Annotated in this window: 20 protein-coding genes; 1 reads left to right on the top strand and 19 read right to left on the bottom strand. The window is 48.9% G+C overall.

Annotation, left to right across the window (positions count from 1 at the left end):
- Positions 1-38: 38 nt before the first annotated feature.
- The 18 genes from BUA83_RS01730 to rsmD all read right to left on the bottom strand — a co-directional run bounded on the left by BUA83_RS01730 (position 39) and on the right by rsmD (position 14901).
- Complete coding sequence (locus BUA83_RS01730) at positions 39-851, bottom strand: MBL fold metallo-hydrolase (RefSeq protein WP_072934449.1); 813 nt, start codon at positions 849-851, stop codon at positions 39-41.
- 75 nt (positions 852-926) lie between these two features.
- Positions 927-1646 (bottom strand): ribonuclease III, encoded by a 720-nt coding sequence (gene rnc / locus BUA83_RS01725; protein ID WP_072934448.1) that lies wholly within the window; start codon positions 1644-1646, stop codon positions 927-929.
- A 1-nt stretch (position 1647) separates the two neighbouring features.
- The gene (gene fabF, locus BUA83_RS01720) at positions 1648-2892 is read right to left on the bottom strand and encodes a beta-ketoacyl-ACP synthase II (protein WP_072934447.1); all 1245 of its coding nucleotides are present in this window, start codon (positions 2890-2892) and stop codon (positions 1648-1650) included.
- A gap of 16 nt (positions 2893-2908) precedes the next feature.
- Complete coding sequence (locus BUA83_RS01715) at positions 2909-3853, bottom strand: NAD(P)H-dependent flavin oxidoreductase (RefSeq protein WP_072934446.1); 945 nt, start codon at positions 3851-3853, stop codon at positions 2909-2911.
- A gap of 92 nt (positions 3854-3945) precedes the next feature.
- Positions 3946-4176: an acyl carrier protein gene (locus BUA83_RS01710; protein ID WP_072934445.1), complete on the bottom strand. Its 231-nt coding sequence runs from the start codon at positions 4174-4176 to the stop codon at positions 3946-3948.
- Between the two features lie 46 nt (positions 4177-4222).
- Positions 4223-4966, bottom strand: a complete 744-nt coding sequence (fabG, locus tag BUA83_RS01705; protein ID WP_072934444.1) for a 3-oxoacyl-[acyl-carrier-protein] reductase — start codon at positions 4964-4966, stop codon at positions 4223-4225.
- Between the two features lies 1 nt (position 4967).
- Entirely contained in the window at positions 4968-5909 is a 942-nt protein-coding gene (gene fabD / locus BUA83_RS01700; RefSeq protein ID WP_072934443.1) for an ACP S-malonyltransferase, read from the bottom strand.
- Positions 5910-5932: 23 nt separating this feature from the next.
- Positions 5933-6880 carry an enoyl-[acyl-carrier-protein] reductase FabK gene (gene fabK / locus BUA83_RS01695; protein ID WP_072934442.1) on the bottom strand — a complete coding sequence of 316 codons (948 nt, stop codon included), beginning with the start codon at positions 6878-6880 and terminating at the stop codon, positions 5933-5935.
- Positions 6881-7105: 225 nt separating this feature from the next.
- Positions 7106-8143 carry a phosphate acyltransferase PlsX gene (gene plsX, locus BUA83_RS01690; protein WP_072934441.1) on the bottom strand — a complete coding sequence of 346 codons (1038 nt, stop codon included), beginning with the start codon at positions 8141-8143 and terminating at the stop codon, positions 7106-7108.
- A 188-nt stretch (positions 8144-8331) separates the two neighbouring features.
- Positions 8332-8511, bottom strand: a complete 180-nt coding sequence (gene rpmF / locus BUA83_RS01685) for a 50S ribosomal protein L32 (protein WP_072934440.1) — start codon at positions 8509-8511, stop codon at positions 8332-8334.
- 36 nt (positions 8512-8547) lie between these two features.
- Positions 8548-9066, bottom strand: a complete 519-nt coding sequence (locus tag BUA83_RS01680) for a YceD family protein (RefSeq protein ID WP_072934692.1) — start codon at positions 9064-9066, stop codon at positions 8548-8550.
- Positions 9067-9170: 104 nt separating this feature from the next.
- On the bottom strand, positions 9171-10052 hold the full coding sequence (locus BUA83_RS01675) for a YitT family protein (protein WP_094756422.1): 882 nt from the start codon (positions 10050-10052) through the stop codon (positions 9171-9173).
- 158 nt (positions 10053-10210) lie between these two features.
- Complete coding sequence (gene larE / locus BUA83_RS01670; RefSeq protein ID WP_072934439.1) at positions 10211-11011, bottom strand: ATP-dependent sacrificial sulfur transferase LarE; 801 nt, start codon at positions 11009-11011, stop codon at positions 10211-10213.
- Between the two features lie 12 nt (positions 11012-11023).
- On the bottom strand, positions 11024-12325 hold the full coding sequence (gene larC / locus BUA83_RS01665; protein ID WP_072934438.1) for a nickel pincer cofactor biosynthesis protein LarC: 1302 nt from the start codon (positions 12323-12325) through the stop codon (positions 11024-11026).
- A gap of 6 nt (positions 12326-12331) precedes the next feature.
- The gene (gene larB, locus BUA83_RS01660) at positions 12332-13090 is read right to left on the bottom strand and encodes a nickel pincer cofactor biosynthesis protein LarB (protein ID WP_072934690.1); all 759 of its coding nucleotides are present in this window, start codon (positions 13088-13090) and stop codon (positions 12332-12334) included.
- A gap of 176 nt (positions 13091-13266) precedes the next feature.
- Positions 13267-13794, bottom strand: coding sequence for an ATP synthase subunit B family protein (locus BUA83_RS01655; RefSeq protein WP_072934437.1), 528 nt, complete (start codon positions 13792-13794; stop codon positions 13267-13269).
- Between the two features lie 49 nt (positions 13795-13843).
- Entirely contained in the window at positions 13844-14338 is a 495-nt protein-coding gene (gene coaD / locus BUA83_RS01650) for a pantetheine-phosphate adenylyltransferase (RefSeq protein WP_072934436.1), read from the bottom strand.
- Positions 14335-14901, bottom strand: coding sequence for a 16S rRNA (guanine(966)-N(2))-methyltransferase RsmD (gene rsmD, locus BUA83_RS01645; protein ID WP_072934435.1), 567 nt, complete (start codon positions 14899-14901; stop codon positions 14335-14337). Before rsmD ends, coaD begins: the two co-directional genes overlap by 4 nt.
- Positions 14902-15146: 245 nt before the next feature.
- Here rsmD and trpS point away from each other — a divergent pair, with 245 nt between their 5' ends.
- Entirely contained in the window at positions 15147-16193 is a 1047-nt protein-coding gene (trpS, locus tag BUA83_RS01640) for a tryptophan--tRNA ligase (RefSeq protein ID WP_072934434.1), read from the top strand.
- 53 nt (positions 16194-16246) lie between these two features.
- Here trpS and ftsZ read toward each other — a convergent pair whose 3' ends face one another.
- Entirely contained in the window at positions 16247-17506 is a 1260-nt protein-coding gene (ftsZ, locus tag BUA83_RS01635; RefSeq protein WP_072934433.1) for a cell division protein FtsZ, read from the bottom strand.
- Between the last annotated feature and the right edge of the window lie 29 nt (positions 17507-17535).

Genomic DNA, 17535 nt, shown 5'->3' with positions numbered 1-17535 from the left:
TTAATTCGCCTAGCTCAAGTTCATTTAATCAACACTCCCTAGTCAATTTTTATGACGTCAAGATCGTCAGGCACAAAGATATTTCCCTTGTAGTATTCCTCAGCCTCACGGGTATAGCTTTCTTTTCTTTTATCAAGGTTCTTGTCCTCCGTATGATAGAGAACAAGATTTTTCGCATGGAGCGTTTCGCCAAGCTCCGCAGCCTCCTTGACGGTGCTGTGATTTTTCTCATAGGGCTTGAAAATATCACGGTCCTCATATCTGCAGAAGGCTTCGGAAAGGAGCCAGTCAGCGCCCTCCGCATACTGTCTGTTATGTTCATTGTACGGTTCATCCCCAAGACATGTAAGACGCAGGGGAGAATCATCGAACCGAAGCTCATACCCGAACTGCTTTGCCTTGGTTGAGAGTATATCAAATGCAGTGAGAGTCACGTCAAGAAAATGTACTGTCTGTCTGTCCTTTACTTCATGAAGGAAAATGCGCTCACCAAGACATGCTGCCTCAGATTTTTTCAGCATCATCCGAACCATCGTTTCGATGATATGACACGCGGTATCATGGGCATATATATGAAACTCTCCCTCATACCCGCCCTTGTTCATCATGGCAGCGATTTTTCTCACAACCCATACGCACCCGACAATGTGGTCAGTATGGCCGTGGGTTACGAACATGTGATGAATGTCGGCAAAGCTGACTCCTGCCTGCTTCATCCTTTTAAGAATACCATTGCCGCCCCCCGCATCGGTCAGGAAATACTCATGCTCCGAAAGCTGCAGAAGGAAACAGGTGTTATAGCACTCTGTTGCCATCGCCATTCCGGTTCCGAGAAAGATAAGCTGTTTCATCGTTTTCCCTCCACAGACAAAAAGGACTCATGTCATCACCGCTGACGCGGCAACGGCAATGAGTCCGTCCTGTCATTATTTTTTATTGTATTTCTCCAATGCCGCACGGGCAGCATTCTGCTCTGCAGCCTTTTTTGTACGTCCTGTTCCTTCGCCGAAGACCTTACCATCCACGGATACAGAAAATCTGAATTCCTTGGCGTGGTCAGGGCCAGTTTCACCAATAAGGGAATAAACAGCCTTTTTCCCCGGATGACGCTGCACAACCTCCTGGAACATTGTCTTATAGTCCTTGAGATTCTCCCCAAGGTCTACTTCAACAAGCTCCTCATGGAGCTGGTCAAGAACGTATTCTCTTGCCACATCAAAGCCGCGGTCAAGATATATTGCTCCGATTACCGCTTCGAATGCGTCAGCAAGAATAGAAGGACGTTCTGCTCCTCCCGTCAGCCGTTCTCCGTGACCGAGAAGAAGAAATGTCCCGAGACTGACCTCCGCTGCACGGCGGTGAAGAGCCGGCTCGCAGACTACAGACGCCCTTGCCTTCGAAAGGTCGCCCTCCGAAAGCTGCGGAAAATGCTTGAAAAGATATGTACTTGTCGCAAGCTCAAGCACGGCATCTCCCAAAAATTCCAGCCGTTCGTTATGCTGCACCCTCGCATCATGGGCTTCATTGGCATACGAGGTATGCGTAAGTGCCTGATCCAGAAGGGCAAGATTATTAAATGAAATTCCAAGCCGAGAGGAAAGCTTCTGTAAATCGGCCTCCCTCTCGGCAGTTAATACTCTATCCATCTTATTCGCTGAATTTCTTCACAACAAGGCACGCATTGTGTCCGCCGAAACCAAAGTTGTTGGAAATAGCTGCACGAACCTTATGGGCACGGGATTTGTTCGGAACATAGTCAAGATCCATTCCATCATCCTGTGTCTCATAATTGATTGTCGGAGGCAGCATATCGTTCTCTACAGCAAGAACGGAAGCGATGCACTCCACGCCGCCGGCCGCGCCAAGAAGATGACCTGTCATTGATTTGATGGAGCTTACAGGAACATCCTTGGCACGTGCGCCGAAGACCTTCTTGCAGGCTTCTGTCTCGCCCTGGTCATTCATGTGTGTTGATGTACCGTGAGCGTTTACGTAGTCAATATCATCAGGTGTAAGTCCTGCATCCTCAATAGCGAGCTGCATGCATTTAGCCTGATATTCTCCCTCAGGAGCCGGGCTTGTGATATGGTATGCATCAGAGTTCGAGCCATAGCCCGCAAGCTCTGCATAGATATGAGCACCGCGTTTCTGGGCATGCTCAAGAGTCTCAAGTACGACAATACCTGAGCCCTCGCCCATTACAAAACCGCTGCGGTTTTTATCGAACGGACGGGAAGCGTGAGCCGGGTCATCGTTATGATCCGTGCAAAGTGCCTTCATGGAGCAGAAGCCGGCAACAGCAGCCGGGGAAACACTTGCCTCAGTTCCTCCTGCGACCATAACGTCAGCATCACCGCGCTGAAGAACACGCAGAGCATCGCCAATGCAGTTCGAACCCGTTGCGCATGCTGTAACATTACAGCTGGACGGACCGTGCAGACCAAATGTGATAGCCGTCTGCGCGGCAGCCATGTTTGCAATCATCATCGGGATGAAGAACGGGCTGATAAAGCGCTGTCCCTTTGCAAAAAGCTTCTCATACTGGGAGTGCATCGTTTCGATACCGCCGATGCCTGCACCGATATATGTACCAATACGGTCCTTGTCCTCTTTCTCAAGGTCAATGCCCGCATCCTTCAAAGCCATAGCAGATGCAGCAACAGCAAACTGTGCATAACGATCCATGCGCTTTGATTCTTTTTTATCAATGAAATCCGCAGGGTTGAAATCCTTAACCTCGCCTGCAATCTGCGACGGATAATCCGCTGCATCAAATCGAGTGATTTTATCAATACCGTTTTTTCCGTCCATCAGTGCCTGCCAAAAAGCTTCACGGCCGATACCGATTGGAGAAACAACGCCAAGACCAGTCACCACTACTCGATTCGTCAAAAAAAACACCTCACTCTTAGTTCGCAACAGCCACTTCAGCAAGCAGCTGATCAAAAATATCCTTCACCGGAATAATCTTCTTAATCCTTGAGATATACTCACCGGTGAAAACAAGTCCTGTTTCAACATCACCCTGCTGTGCGCGTATAAGAGAGCGAATAATACAGAAATTGTGCTTACATGCCTTAAGGCAGTTGTCGCAGCGTGTCGGCGGAACAGGCCCGTTCATGATACGCTCCGCGAACGGATTGCGCACCGCACGGCCCGGAAGTCCGACAGGACTGTGAATTACAACAATATCCTCAGGCTTCGATTTAAGATAAAACTCCTTCAACATAGGAGCTGAATTTGCTTCAACACTGGAAGCGAACCTGGAACCCATCTGGACTCCGCTCGCACCCATCTTTATCAGGTCAACAACATCCTGACCGTGCAGAACTCCACCCGCGGCAATAACGGGGATATCGACAGCCGCAGCTATATCAGGAATAAGCTCGCGTACGGACGTGGATGTTCCCAGATGACCGCCGGCTTCCTTTCCTTCTACGACAATCGCCGATGCACCAAGACGCTGTGATATTTTCGCTAATTTAACGGAAGACACGATCGGAACGATCGGAGTCCCCGACTCTTTACCTAATCCAAACATATCCCTGGAAAAACCAGCGCCGGCTACTACGAGGTCAATTCCCTCGTCAATTGCCGTCTTCACGACTTCACTGAACTTTTTCGCTGCCACCATTATGTTGATTCCAATAATTCCATCTGTCAGCGAGCGCGCAAGCCGGATTTCATAACGAAGTTCTTCCTCCGACATGCCTGAAGCCGCTATGAGGCCAATGCCTCCCTGATTTGCCACTGCCGAAGCCAGCCGGGCCGTTGAGAGACGAATCGCCATGCCGCCCTGTACGACAGGAACCTTTGCAATTTTGGCGCCAATTCTCAGCTCTGGAAGCTTCAAGTGTAACTCCTCCCATCTCTGTACCCTGCCTTTAGAAAATCCCGTGAATAATTCACGGGATTTTACTAAAAGAAAGGAACATACCAGAACGATTACTTGTTCTGATCAATATAGGTCACAACATCCTGAACCGTCTTAATCTTTTCGGCGGCTTCGTCCGGGATCTCGATACCAAATTCTTCTTCGAAAGCCATGATAAGCTCAACGATATCCAGGGAATCAGCACCCAGGTCATCAATGAATGTAGATTCGATTGTAACTTCATCAGCCTCTACGCCGAGCTGTTCAACAACGATATCTCTAACCTTTTCAAATGTCGACATGTCTTTCACCTCCCTCCACAGGTTCTAACTCAATATCCTAGTTATATCACATAACCATGCCACCGTCTACCTTGAGCACCTGGCCCGTAATGTAGGCAGCCTGATCTGAGACTAAGAAAAGTACCGCGTTAGCCACATCTTCCGGCTTTCCTGCGCGGCCCAGCGGAATTCCGCCCATCATAGCTTCCTTCGCTTTCTCAGGAATAACAGCCGTCATATCCGTCTCGATGAAACCAGGCGCCACCATGTTCACCGTGATACCGCGTGCTGCAAGCTCCTTGGCTGCAGATTTTGAAAAGCCGATAACACCGGCCTTTGCCGCAGCGTAATTCGTCTGACCTGCGTTACCCGTAAGTCCGACGACGGAAGCCATATTGACGATGCGGCCGAAGCGTTTTTTCATCATGAGCTTCGACACAAGCTTCGTCGTGTAGAAAATACCTTTGAGGTTTGTATTGATAACTGCGTCGAAATCTTCATCCTTCATGCGAAGCAGAAGTCCATCACGTGTGATACCGGCGTTGTTTACAAGAATATCAATCTGTCCGAACGCATCGACAACTGTCTGAATCATGGCTTCAACGGAAGCCGGGTCTGAAACATCAGCCTGTACCGTGATTGCCTGTCCGCCGGCAGCCTCAATCTCTTTTTTTACTTCCTCGGCAGCGGCTGCATTTCCTGCATAGTTCAACGCAACCTTCGCGCCCTCGGAAGCAAGCTTGACTGCAATGGCTCGCCCAATGCCGCGGGAAGCACCCGTCACAAGGGCGCACTTTCCATCTAAAAGCATATTAGCGAACCTCCTTCCATGTGTCAAGCGTTTTTTGCAGGCTCTCTACATTTTCAACGTTCATGTTTTTGAGCGTGCGGTCAATGCGCTTGTTAAAGCCGCAGAGCGTTTTGCCCGGGCCTGCCTCAATGAAGTGTGTTGCTCCGAATGCCGTCATGGCAGCAACGCAGTCTTCCCATTTTACCGGATGGTCTGCCTGCTTTACAAGGTTTTCTTTAATCTCGTCGGCTTTTGTTTCAAGCTCACCCGTGTAGTTCGAAACGACAGGGAATTTAGCGTCGCGGATTGTTACCTTGTCAAGCTCCGCTGCCAGCTTTTCTGCAGCCGGCTTCATAAGTGTGCTGTGGAACGGTGCACTTACCGGCAGAATAACGGATTTCTTGGCACCTGCTTCGGAAAGAGCCTTCACAGCTGCCTCAACACCTGCCGTAGCGCCGGCAATAACTGTCTGCCCCGGGCAGTTGAAATTAACTGCCTGCACAGGAGAAAGCTTGGAAGCCTCCTCACAGATTTTAACGATTACATCACGCTCAAGACCGAGTACAGCAGCCATTGCGCCTTCCCCTACGGGAACTGCCTCCTGCATGTACTGTCCGCGGTGATGCACCAGACGAACCGCGTCAGCGAAATCCAAAACTCCTGCCGAAACAAGGGCGGAGTATTCACCAAGGCTGTGGCCACCGGCTACTTCCGGAACCACGCCGTTTTCTTCAAGAATTTTTGCAGCAATAACACTGACCGTCAGAATTGCCGGCTGCGTATTTGCTGTGAGTTTAAGGTCATCGGCCGGTCCCTCAAAGCACATTTTGCTTATGGAATAGCCAAGCGCATCGTCCGCTTCCTCAAAGAGGCGTTTTGCGGATTCATAGCGGTCAAAGAGCTCTTTGCCCATTCCGACCGTCTGCGCACCCTGACCCGGGAAAATGAATGCAAGTTTACCCATTCAGTTTCCTCCTTTCCTTACAATTATTTCAATGCCGACTGTGCCTGTTCAATAGCCGGCTGAATACCGTTTACGAGCTCCTGCATAATCTCGTCGCAGGATTTGATATCCTTGAGCAGACCTGAAATCTGTCCAATCATTACGGAACCCATCTCTACGTCACCCTCGCGTGCGGCAAGACGGAGCGTTCCGATACCAAGCTTCTCCAGCTCCTCAACCGGCGCGCCGTTGCGCTCACGGTCAAGATAAATACGGGAAAGCTTATTCTGCAGAACACGTGCAGGATGACCTGTTGCCATTCCCGTAACTACCGTGGAACGGTCACGTGCCTTGAGAACCATGTTCTTATAGTTTTCATGTGCGATACATTCTTTGGAAAGTACAAAACGGGAACCCATCTGGACTGCCTTTGCACCCATAGCAAAAGCAGCAGCGATTCCTCTGGAATCACCGATACCGCCTGCGGCAATTACAGGAACGTCTACAGCGTCAATAATCTGCGGAACGAGCGCCATTGTCGTTACCTCACCGATATGACCGCCGCTCTCCATACCCTCGGCGATAACAGCGTCAACGCCTGTGCGGACAAGACGCTTTGCAAGAGCAACCGATGCAACGACCGGAATAACCTTTGTACCGATTTCCTTCAGGGCCGGGATATACTCACCCGGATTTCCTGCGCCTGTTGTAACAACCGCAACTCTTTCATCAACAACAACCTGCATTACCTCCTTAACAAAAGGAGACATCAGCATGATGTTTACACCGAAAGGCTTATCTGTACCGGCCTTTGCTTTCTGAATTTCTGCACGCAGAACGTCAGGCGGCATGTGACCGGCACCTATTATACCGAGTCCGCCGGCATTTGAAACAGCAGCCGCAAGCTCAGCCGTCCCCAGCCAGGCCATACCGCCCTGAAACACCGGATACTTGATGTTAAGCATTCGGCAGATTACATTCTCTTCAAACATGTTTGTTCCTCCTTAGCCCATCGTTTCATGCAGGACAACCGCATAAGTCCGGCATCGAATCCCGCCTACGCAGCAGCATTATGCCGCAAAGCGCTGTGCCCGCTGCTTAAGCCTGGGCTTTTTTGGAATCGATGCGTTGGAATTTTTTGCATTCTAAACTCTATATTATAACTTTTTCCTACACTCTGGCAAGTAGTGTCAAAAATCAGCCGTAAAATCAGCGATTCAGATTTTTTCGGTCTCCTCAAAATCATTCTGAAGAGCCTCATCCTTGATTATTGTTTCCTTTATGACCTCAAGCACGTTGCTCTTCGCAAAATCATTTGCCACGCGTATCGCGTTGCAGATTGCCTTTGCGTTTGAGGAGCCGTGGCTTATGATACAGCAGCCGTTGACTCCAAGGAGCGGTGCTCCTCCATATTCGGAAACATCAAGGCGCTTGCCGAGACGTTTAAGTGCAGGTTTTATCATGAGCGCACCTATCTTTGTGAGGATTCCCGCGCTCTTAATTTCATCTTTAATCAGCCGGATTATTGTCTTTGCAAGTCCTTCACCGAACTTCAGAACAACGTTTCCGACAAAACCGTCGCAGACAACAACATCAACCGTGCCCTTTGGAATATCACGTCCCTCCGCATTTCCAACGAAGTTCAGAAGCGATACGGTTTTAAGCCGCTGGTATGTCTCTTTTACAAGCTCGCAGCCCTTCGTATCCTCTTCCCCGATATTCAAAAGACCGACGCGTGGCTGCTTATGCCCGAAAACAAGCTCCGAATAAATTGAACCCATGACAGCGCTCTGCACCAAATGCAGCGGCTTGCTGTCAACGTTCGCGCCGGAATCCAAAAGCAGGGTTGCTCCCTTTGGCGTTGGAATCGGAGTCGCTATTGTAGGACGCTTGATTCCCCGTATGCGCTTCAGCACAAGCTGTGCAGCCGCAACCGCTGCGCCTGTGCTTCCCGCCGAAATAACTGCGTCGCACTGGCCTTCATGGACAAGACGCATTGCAACAACAACCGAGGAATCCTTTTTCTGCCGTACGGCATCTGCCGGATGCTCTCCCATTTCGACGACCTGTGTCGTATGATGAATCGTAATCGGGAGCTTTTCCCAGCCCTTTTCACGCTCCAGCACCTTGCGGATCTGAGGCTCATCACCGACCAGCACAATCTCACAATCAAACTGTTTAGCGGCGCGCACCGCTCCGAATACAATCTGCTCCGGAGCAAAGTCACCGCCCATAGCGTCAACTGCAATCTTCATCAGGAAACTCCTTCCTGTAACAACACGGGTGCACTGCATCCGCACCCTCGCATTAAGCTATTTAAGCATATGATAGACCTGCTTCATAACTGAACAGGCAATCATAGTGAATTATTATAACGACTTTTTAAATAAAATGCAAGCAAAAAGAGAGCAGGGGCAAATTCCTGCTCTCTTTCAACATTTTCTTATTCACCCTGGGAGATAACTTCTTTGCCGTCATAATAGCCGCATTCCATGCATACATGATGCGGGAGCTTCGGCTCATGGCACTGCGGGCAAGAAACATAGCCCGGCGCAGTAAGTTTCCAGTTAGAGCGACGCGAATCGCGGCGCGACTTAGACATTTTACGCTTTGGCGCTGCCATACGGGGTACACCTCCTTAAACATCCACTTCTTGAACTCAATCTTCGGTCGTCATGAAATCCTGCAAGGCAGCCAGCCGCGGATCCACCGAGCGGCGGTTACAGCCGCACTCGCCCTGGTTCAGATTCGCGCCGCACCGGGAGCAAAGGCCCCGACAATCCGTCCGGCACAGGTTTTGCATGGGCTGCGCTGTCAGAATCGTATCCCGAATCAGAGCAGCAAGATCTATCATATCTCCGGAAAAAACAGTACACCCGTCTTCCCCGACCTCAGAATCCTCTTCCGACGATTCCCGAAAATCCTCACGGAAGGGATATTCTTCCTCCCGTTCAATCTTTTCAAGACATCGGTCACAGACAAAAGAGCGGATACATTTCACCGCCCCGGTCAATCGATATGCACCGCCCGTATTCTCCATCGTTCCCTCAATGACAACATCATCCGGGATAGATGAATTCTGCGGAACAGCATCTAATGCTTTTGCTGTTGTTACGAAGCGGAAATCCACGCGCTCACCAAGCGCCGCCGCATCAGTAACCTTCAGTTTTATACTCATGTTCAGCATCAACCTCGTTCTATTATAGCGACCGACTTTCCCCTTGTCAAGAAAATCCGACAACGTGAAAGGGCACAGTCATTTGATAAGTATACCACATTTTGTCAATGAATTGCTTTTTTACGCACGCGTCCTCCGACAATATCACTGACCGCGTTAATCGTAAGAAAAGCGTTCGGGTCCTCCTCGAGAACAACCTCCTTGAGCTTTCTTAACTCAAGACGGGTGACAACCGAGTAAAGAATTTCCTTGTCTATTCCGCTGAAGCCTCCTGCACCGTGCAGCATGGTGACACCTCGTCCAAGACGGTGAAGAAGCGCCTCGCTGACTTTCTTATGCTCAGAGGTAACAATCATTACCGCATAGGATTCGTCAATACCCTTCAGAACCACGTCAATCATTTTTGCAATGACGAAGTAGGCAATGAGGGAATACATTGCTTTATCCCATCCGAAGAGGAAGCCCGCGCCTGACAGAATGAAGAGATTCATAAACATTACAATCTCACCGACGGAAAACACCGTACGCCTGTCAGCGATAATCGCAACTATTTCTGTACCATCCAGCGAGCCGCCTGCCCGCATTATGAGTCCGACACCGATACCGTCAATAATGCCGCCGAAAATGACCGCCAAAAAAACATCCTCCGTAACATTCGGTATCGGCTCAAAAACCTCCGACCAGAAGGACAGACACAAAATCGCAACGATTGTCGTGACTGCAAAGCTCTTGCCTATCTGCTTATACCCAAGATACAAAAATGGTATGTTGAGTAAAATGAGGAAAACCGTGAAGGGCAGGTCTGTGATTACACTGCCCATGATAGAAAGACCGACTATACCTCCGTCAATGACGTGATTCGGTATCAGAAATTCCTCAAGTCCTATGGCAGTAAAAAAGGCGCCGATAAAAATCGTAATATATTTTCTGATATAAACAGCGATCCTTCTTTTTATCGGTCTTTGTTTTTTCTTTATTGTAGTCATAATCTCCCCGACGACAGGGATATTATCTTCTGCCGCCTTAGGCTTCGACGCATCCTGCATCTCTGTAGGCATAATTGAAAGCCCCCCATTTATTATCATTCCATCATAATATTATCAAAAAAAATTGAAAAAAGGCAGGACACCGCCCCGCCTTTTATTTAATCCAAAACTTCGTTTGTACTTCCCATACGATAGCCCAAAAGGTCAAGGGTCACATATTGAAATCCAAGCATGCGCAGTTCTTTTGTAATATTTTCCCGCTGATTCAGTAAAATCTGAAAGGCCGCCGGTTCTGCCTCAACACGTGCAAGCTTCCCGTGATGCCTTACACGCAGCTGCCCCGAAATATACGAGCGTAGAATTTCCTCCGCGGCATCTACCTGACGAAGACGTTTCGGTGTAAGTTCAATTCCGTATTCAATGCGTGAAGCCAGGCAGGCTGCACTTGGACGGTCCCACACTGAAAGTCCCCACTCTTTTGCCTGACGTCTGATGTCAGACTTACCCCATCCGCAAATCATGAAGGGAGAAACTACTGTCGGGGCAAGCTCCTCCAAAGCGCGCATACCCGGACGGTAATCTTTTGTGTCGTCGATATTTCCTCCGTCCGCAACGAACGCAAATCCTTCTTTTTTCGCGAAATTCACAAGCTTTTGAAAACGTCCCCTTTTGCAGTAATAGCAGCGCTCCGGAGTGTTCGCGCACACGTCGGGATCATCAAGGTCATGCGCATCTATGATAATATGGCGCACGCCTGCCTTTTCAGCCATTTCTTTGGCAATCTGAAGCTCTTCCACTGACATCATTTCGGATTTTGCAGTCACAGCGACTACTTTTTCACCAAGAGCGAGATGTGCCGCATATAGAAGAGTTGAGCTGTCCACTCCCCCCGACAATGCTACGACCAGGCTCCCGCATCCACTTAGATAATCCAGCAGTTTTTGCAACTTTTCTTCCATTATATTATTTCCTCACTCTCCGAGACGACGGTTAAGCTCAGCAAGTGCCGCAAAACGGACCTTTTTAAGGGGCACCTGATTCTCCTCAGCGAGCCGTCTGCAGTCATCGTACTCTGCAGATACAGATACAATATGACCTCTGTATGCTCCGATTTTACAATTGACCTCTCCATAAGGAGTATCCACATGTGCCGTGCGGCGGGTTGCCTCAATGCGTTCGTCCACGGCAAGAACACGAATCCCAAGACTCGTTGTCTCCTGCAGGATGATTTCCGTGCAGGCTTCCTTGTTTTCCGCGTCTGTAAGAACCGACAGCATATACGCAGGACGGTTTTTCTTCATATATATAGGAGTTGACCATGCGTCAAGGCAGCCTGCCGCAAAAAGTCTGTCATAAATATATCCGAAGTTCTGCGGATTCATATCGTCAATATTGGTCTCAAGGATATACCTGTTCTGCCCGCGTGTCCCTTTGAATTCGCCAAAATATACACGAAGCACGTTTGGAATACTTAAATCCCACGAACCCGCGCCATAGGCAACTGATGAACCTTCAAATTCATAGGGAATATTATCCGAGAATTCGGCAAGTGCATGAATCACAGCCGCTCCGGTCGGTGTCGTAAGCTCCTTTTCATCTGCCGCATGATAGAACGGGAAGCCGTTCAAAAGCTCTGCCGTTGCAGGTGCCGGAACCATCATGGTTCCATGCGCGCATTTTACGAATCCGCTTCCGGTATTGACACGGGAAACAAAAATTTTTTCAATCTCAAGGTATTCAAGGCATACCGCAGCCCCTACAATGTCAACGATGGAATCTGTCGCTCCCACTTCGTGAAAATGCACCTTTTCCATCGGCATTCCATGTACCTTTCCCTCTGCTTCCGCAAGGCAGGAGAAAATTGCAATGCTTTTTTTCTTGACCGCATCGCTTAGCTCGGAATCCTCAATCATACGCCTTATATCCAGCATCGAACGGTGGACATGGGCACGGTGCAGATGCTCCGGGGTATGCCCGAAATCATGACGGTGAACATGGTCGTGTCCATCATGTTCGTGGGTATGGCCATGTTCCCCATCATCTTTGGATTTCGATTCAAACTCAGCCCCCGTCCCCTTGACCTCAACATCAACATATTTTGCCTGAATCCCATTTTTCATTACATCAGAAACATGAAGCTCAAACTCGTCTCCCGTGATAAGCTTATGAAGCTCCTGCTCCAAATGCTTCTGCGGAACTCCCAGCTGGAGAAACGCGCCGAGAAGCATGTTGCCGCTGATTCCTGCAAAACAATCCAAATAAACAGCCTTCATCAATATTCACCTCATACGATTTATCTTCCCGGCGAGTACTCCCGCACCGAACCCGTTATCAATATTCATAACAGCAACTCCTGCTGCGCAGCAGTTAAGCATAGCCAAAAGCGCGGAGACTCCGTGGAAGCTTGCTCCGTATCCCACACTCGTAGGAACAGCAATAACCGGCTTATCAGTCAGCCCTCCGACTACGCTGGCAAGAGCTCCTTCCATGCCCGCGGTGACTATAATAACATTTGCTTTGACTATCTCTTCCTTATGGGCAAAAAGACGATGGATTCCGGCAACGCCGACATCAAAGCAGGTATCCACGGCATTCCCCATGAGTCTTGCCGTGAGCGCGGCTTCCTCAGCTACAGGAATATCGCTTGTTCCTGCCGACAGCACCAAAATTCTTCGCGTTTCATCAACCGGTTCGCTTCTTTTCTGCTCTATGTAAAGTATCCTTGAGACCTCATCATAGACCGCATCAGGAAGCTCATTTCTTACAAAGTCCGCCTTTTCCGCAGACACATGGGTTGCCATCACATTATGACGGCTTTCCTCCGCAAGTGATTTCATTATGGCAAGAATCTGCTCCTTTGTCTTGCCCTCTCCGTATATTACCTCCGGAAAGCCCTGCCTGAGCTCACGATGATGGTCTATCTGCGCAAAGCCGAGGTTTTCATAAGGCAGCTGTGAAAGAGCATCCACTCCGTCATCTATTGATATTTTTCCTTCTTTATATTGCTCAAGTAATTCACGAATTGATTTTCTGTCCAATTCCTCACCTGCTTTCTCAAGGTAATATCTACAGATAAAATTCGACACTTCTTTGGCAAATCCTTTTTTCATTTGTATTTTGACCTGTGTATCACACAAATCCCCGGGATTTTCCTTCAACAGCAAAAAAGCACAGCCGCCATATAGGCTGCTGTGCTTCAGCTTCAATAGTATTATTACTGTTCCTGCTGCCCGTAGTCACGTTCCTGCGGCATCGGCTGCTGAACAGGCATGCGCTGCAACTCATCCTTTGCCTGCTGGAGAACCTGCAGGGCATTTCCTACGTTTACAATAAGGTGGTCAAATACCTGATTTGCATACTGGCTCGAATCCGTGCGCAGCTGCTGTGCAGTGGAATAGGCCGTGTTCAAAATCTCCTGCTCCTGGGCCTTTGTCTGCTCCATGATGAGTGCCGCCTTTTCCTGCGACTGCTTGACGACTTCACTTTCGTCCACAAGATGATTTGCATATTCCTTAGCCTGATTGACAATACGCTCCGCTTCCTCACGGGCCTCAGTAAGAATAGCTTCTTTATCCTGCATTACCTGTTCGGCCTGCTGCAGCTCCAAAGGAAGCTCGTTGCGGAGGTCATCAATGAGACGAACCAGGTCCGGTTCCTCGATTATACTTTTATTGGTAAATACGATATGCTTTCCATCAACAACGAGATTTTCAATTTCATCCAAGATATTGCTTACTGCCATCTGCCCCAGCTCTCCTTTTTATCCATTTAAGCTTAGTCTGACAAGACTGTCAGCTTTTCGCTTCTATTTCCATAATGCGCCGCTTCACAGCCTCTTCCACGCATTCAGGTACAAGTCCGTGAATATCACCGTGGAACATCGCAAGCTCACGAATCCCCGAGGAGCTTACGAAGTAATACTCCTGACCTGTAAGTATAAATACTGTTTCCAAATCCGGCGCGATATGCTTCAGCATCTGCGCCTGCTGAACCTCATATTCAAAGTCTGTCACCGAACGAAGTCCACGTACAATGACATTTGCTCCGTTGGCGTGCAGATAATCAGGAATCAGCCCTGAGAAGGAACTGACCTTGATATTTGGAATATGCCCGGTTGATTCCTCTATCAACCGTACACGTTCCTCCACCGAGAAAAAGGGTTCCTTCCTTATATTATGAAAAACTGCAACGGTCAGCTCATCAAACATTTTGCTGGCGCGCTCGAAAACATCAATATGACCGTATGTTACGGGATCAAAGCTTCCGGAACAAACCGCCTTCGTCATATATTCTCCTCCCCGCTTTTCAGCTCAAAAAAGCTCAGCTGCGTAGTGCGTCCATAAGTCTCATTTCGTACACGTTCAAGCCTTAAAAGCACGGGAAGCTCATTTTCATCCCGTCCATGCTCGACGACAACAAGTGCCTTCTCCGAAAGCAGCGGCATTGTATCAAGCATAGTAAGCACCTTTTCCCAAAGACCTTTGTGATACGGAGGATCGGAAAACACAAGATCAAACTCCCTGCCGTCACGGGCAAGACGTCCGAGAATGGCCTCCGAATCTCCGCGATAAACCTCGGCTCTGTCGGAAAGATGCGTATGCTCGGCATTTTCCTTTACCAGCGCGGCAGTCGTTCTGTCAATAAAAACAGCATGCTCAGCACCGCGGGAAAGCGCCTCAAGTCCGAGATTTCCTGTACCGGCAAAAACATCAAGCACCCGTGTGCCATATACACGCGTGCCGAGGATATTGAACAGCGATTCCTTGATGCGGTCAGCAGTTGGCCGTGTTTCCATTCCCTTCGGCGTTTTCAGCTTCATACCGCGTGCTGTTCCGGTAATAATCCTCATACAGCCACTCCAATCTTCGGGACTGCCGATTTTCCTACGGCATCCCAAACTAACAAACCGCTTTTATTTTAACACATTTTTCTATATTCGTGAACATATATACATATTAAGTACAAAAAAATCAAAATCTCATTGTCATCTTTACACTTTTCAGACATGATTTGAGTATTTTGCCTTTGGCAAAACACAAACAATGCCGTATAATAAATATTGTTGTTATAACCACAAACGGGGAGGAAATAACTTTGAGCGATAAAATAATTCTTACAGGCGACCGCCCGACAGGGCATCTTCACATCGGCCACTATGTCGGTTCTCTTCGGCAGCGTGTTGCGCTTCAGAATACTGGTGAATTCAAAAAAATATTCATAATGATTGCGGATGCGCAGGCTCTTACAGATAACTTTGCCGACCCAGGCAAGGTGCGCAGAAACATCACCGAGGTAGCTCTTGATTATCTCGGCATCGGTCTTGACCCGGAAAAATCGGTCATCTTCATTCAGTCTCAGATACCTGAGCTCACAGAGCTTACAATGTATTACATGAATCTTGTCTCCCTTGCACGCGTCGAACGCAACCCGACCGTCAAGGCTGAGATTCAGCAGAAAAATTTTGGTGAGGGTGTGCCTACAGGCTTTGTCTGCTATCCTATAAGCCAGGCCTCCGACATCACAGCCTTCAAGGCAACTACCGTGCCTGTCGGTGAAGACCAGAAGCCTATGCTCGAGCAGACACGTGAGATTGTACGCAAGTTCAACGACATTTACGCGCCTGTCCTCGTAGAGCCTGAAATTCTTCTCGCATCCAATGAGGCATGCCTGCGTCTTCCGGGAACAGACGGAAAGGCAAAGATGTCAAAATCAATCGGCAACTGCATTTACCTCTCGGATTCCGCAGACGACATTAAAAAGAAAATCATGTCCATGTATACTGACCCGACTCATATTCAGGTCAACGATCCCGGACATGTGGAGGGCAACACTGTCTTCACTTATCTTGATGCCTTCTGCAAGCCGGAACATTTCGGAAGATATCTTCCTGATTACGCAAATCTCGACGAGCTCAAGGCGCATTACGAACACGGCGGTCTCGGCGATGTCAAAATCAAGAAGTTCCTCAACGAAATTCTTCAGGAGGAGCTTGAGCCGATCCGCAAACGCCGTGAGGAATACGCAAAGGATATTCCCGCAGTTTATGATATGCTCAAGAAGGGCTGTGAAAAAGCAGAAGAAACAGCCGCACAGACATTGGCTGAAGTAAAGCATGCCATGCAGATTGATTACTTCTCATGAGAAAACAAAAAACGGGCCTTTGGCATTTGCCAAAGGTCCGTTTTTTACGTTAATTATTTTCCAAAAGGTCTGAAGGGTGGAATAACGCCCGAGGATTTCGAATTGAAAAAATCAGGAACCTTGATATCCTCCGCGCCTTTCTTCTGTTCCAGAGAAAGCTTTTCCGCCCCTTCCACGGCAGGCAGCGGGCGGACATTCGGTATTTCACGCACCGGAGGCTGCTGCGCAGGCATCGCTGCAGCTGTATTTTCTGTCGGAATTCTGTTTCTATCCACCGATGCAGGCTGCATAGCAACCTGCGGCGTCTCCGGAAGCTGCTGCCCAAGCATCGGCTTACGCACAATGAGACTATCTACGAAATCGGTTGCAACAATGGTTGCACGGACAACTCCGTTAAGACTTTTATCGATAACTGTTCCGAATATGATATTAACGTCGGGATGAGTATTATCATAAATGTACTGCGTTGCTTCATTGACCTCAAAGAGACTGAGCGTTTCATCTCCGCTTACGTTAAGAATGATTCCCCGGGCACCACTGAGGGAGCGCTCAATCAGAGGGCTTGCGACAGCGTTCTTTACGGCTTCGACCGCACTTCCCGTTTCGCTTTCTCCGATTCCGAGAATAGCATCACTGGACTCGCTCTGACGGAAAATTGAATTTATATCGGCAAAGTCAACATTCACGACACCTGTAGTCAGGATAACTTCGGAAATACAGCTGATTGCCTGCTTCAAAACTCCGTCCGCCAGCTTGAACGCTTCCATAAGAGGCATCTTGCGGTTGTCAATCATCTTCATGAGATTATCATTGTGAATTACGACAAGCGCATCCATCTGCGACTGAAGCTTTGCAATACCGTCCATAGCAACGCGAAGCTTTCTTCTTCCTTCAAAGGAAAACGGCGCAGTAACGACACCTATCGAAAGAATACCCATATCGCGGATGCAGCGGGCAACAACAGGAGCCGCACCGGTTCCGACACCGCCTCCCATACCTGCTGTAATAAACACAAGGTCAGCGTCGCGAAGCGCAACCTGAAGACGTCTTTCATCGCTCACCGCACTCTTTTCGCCGATTTCGGCAGAGCCGCCTGTCCCGCGTCCCTTTGTCAGGCGTTCTCCAATCTGAAGCGTCGGCACGCCTGCCAGCTGCAGTGCGCCAAGCTGCTTTGCATCCGTGTTGATTGCCAGAAGCTCAACTCCCGGAAGCTGGTCCTGCGCCAATCTGAGCAGTACGCTGTTTCCGCCTCCGCCGATACCGACTACCTTAATCCTAACGATTGCGTTGCGGATATTTCCATCAAAATCCATAGGGTTCGTCTCCTCCCCAAGGGAATAAT

Origin of the sequence: Schwartzia succinivorans DSM 10502 (assembly GCF_900129225.1) — a bacterium.
Lineage (GTDB): Bacteria > Bacillota > Negativicutes > Selenomonadales > Selenomonadaceae > Schwartzia > Schwartzia succinivorans.
This window is presented reverse-complemented; position numbering and strand designations above follow the sequence as displayed.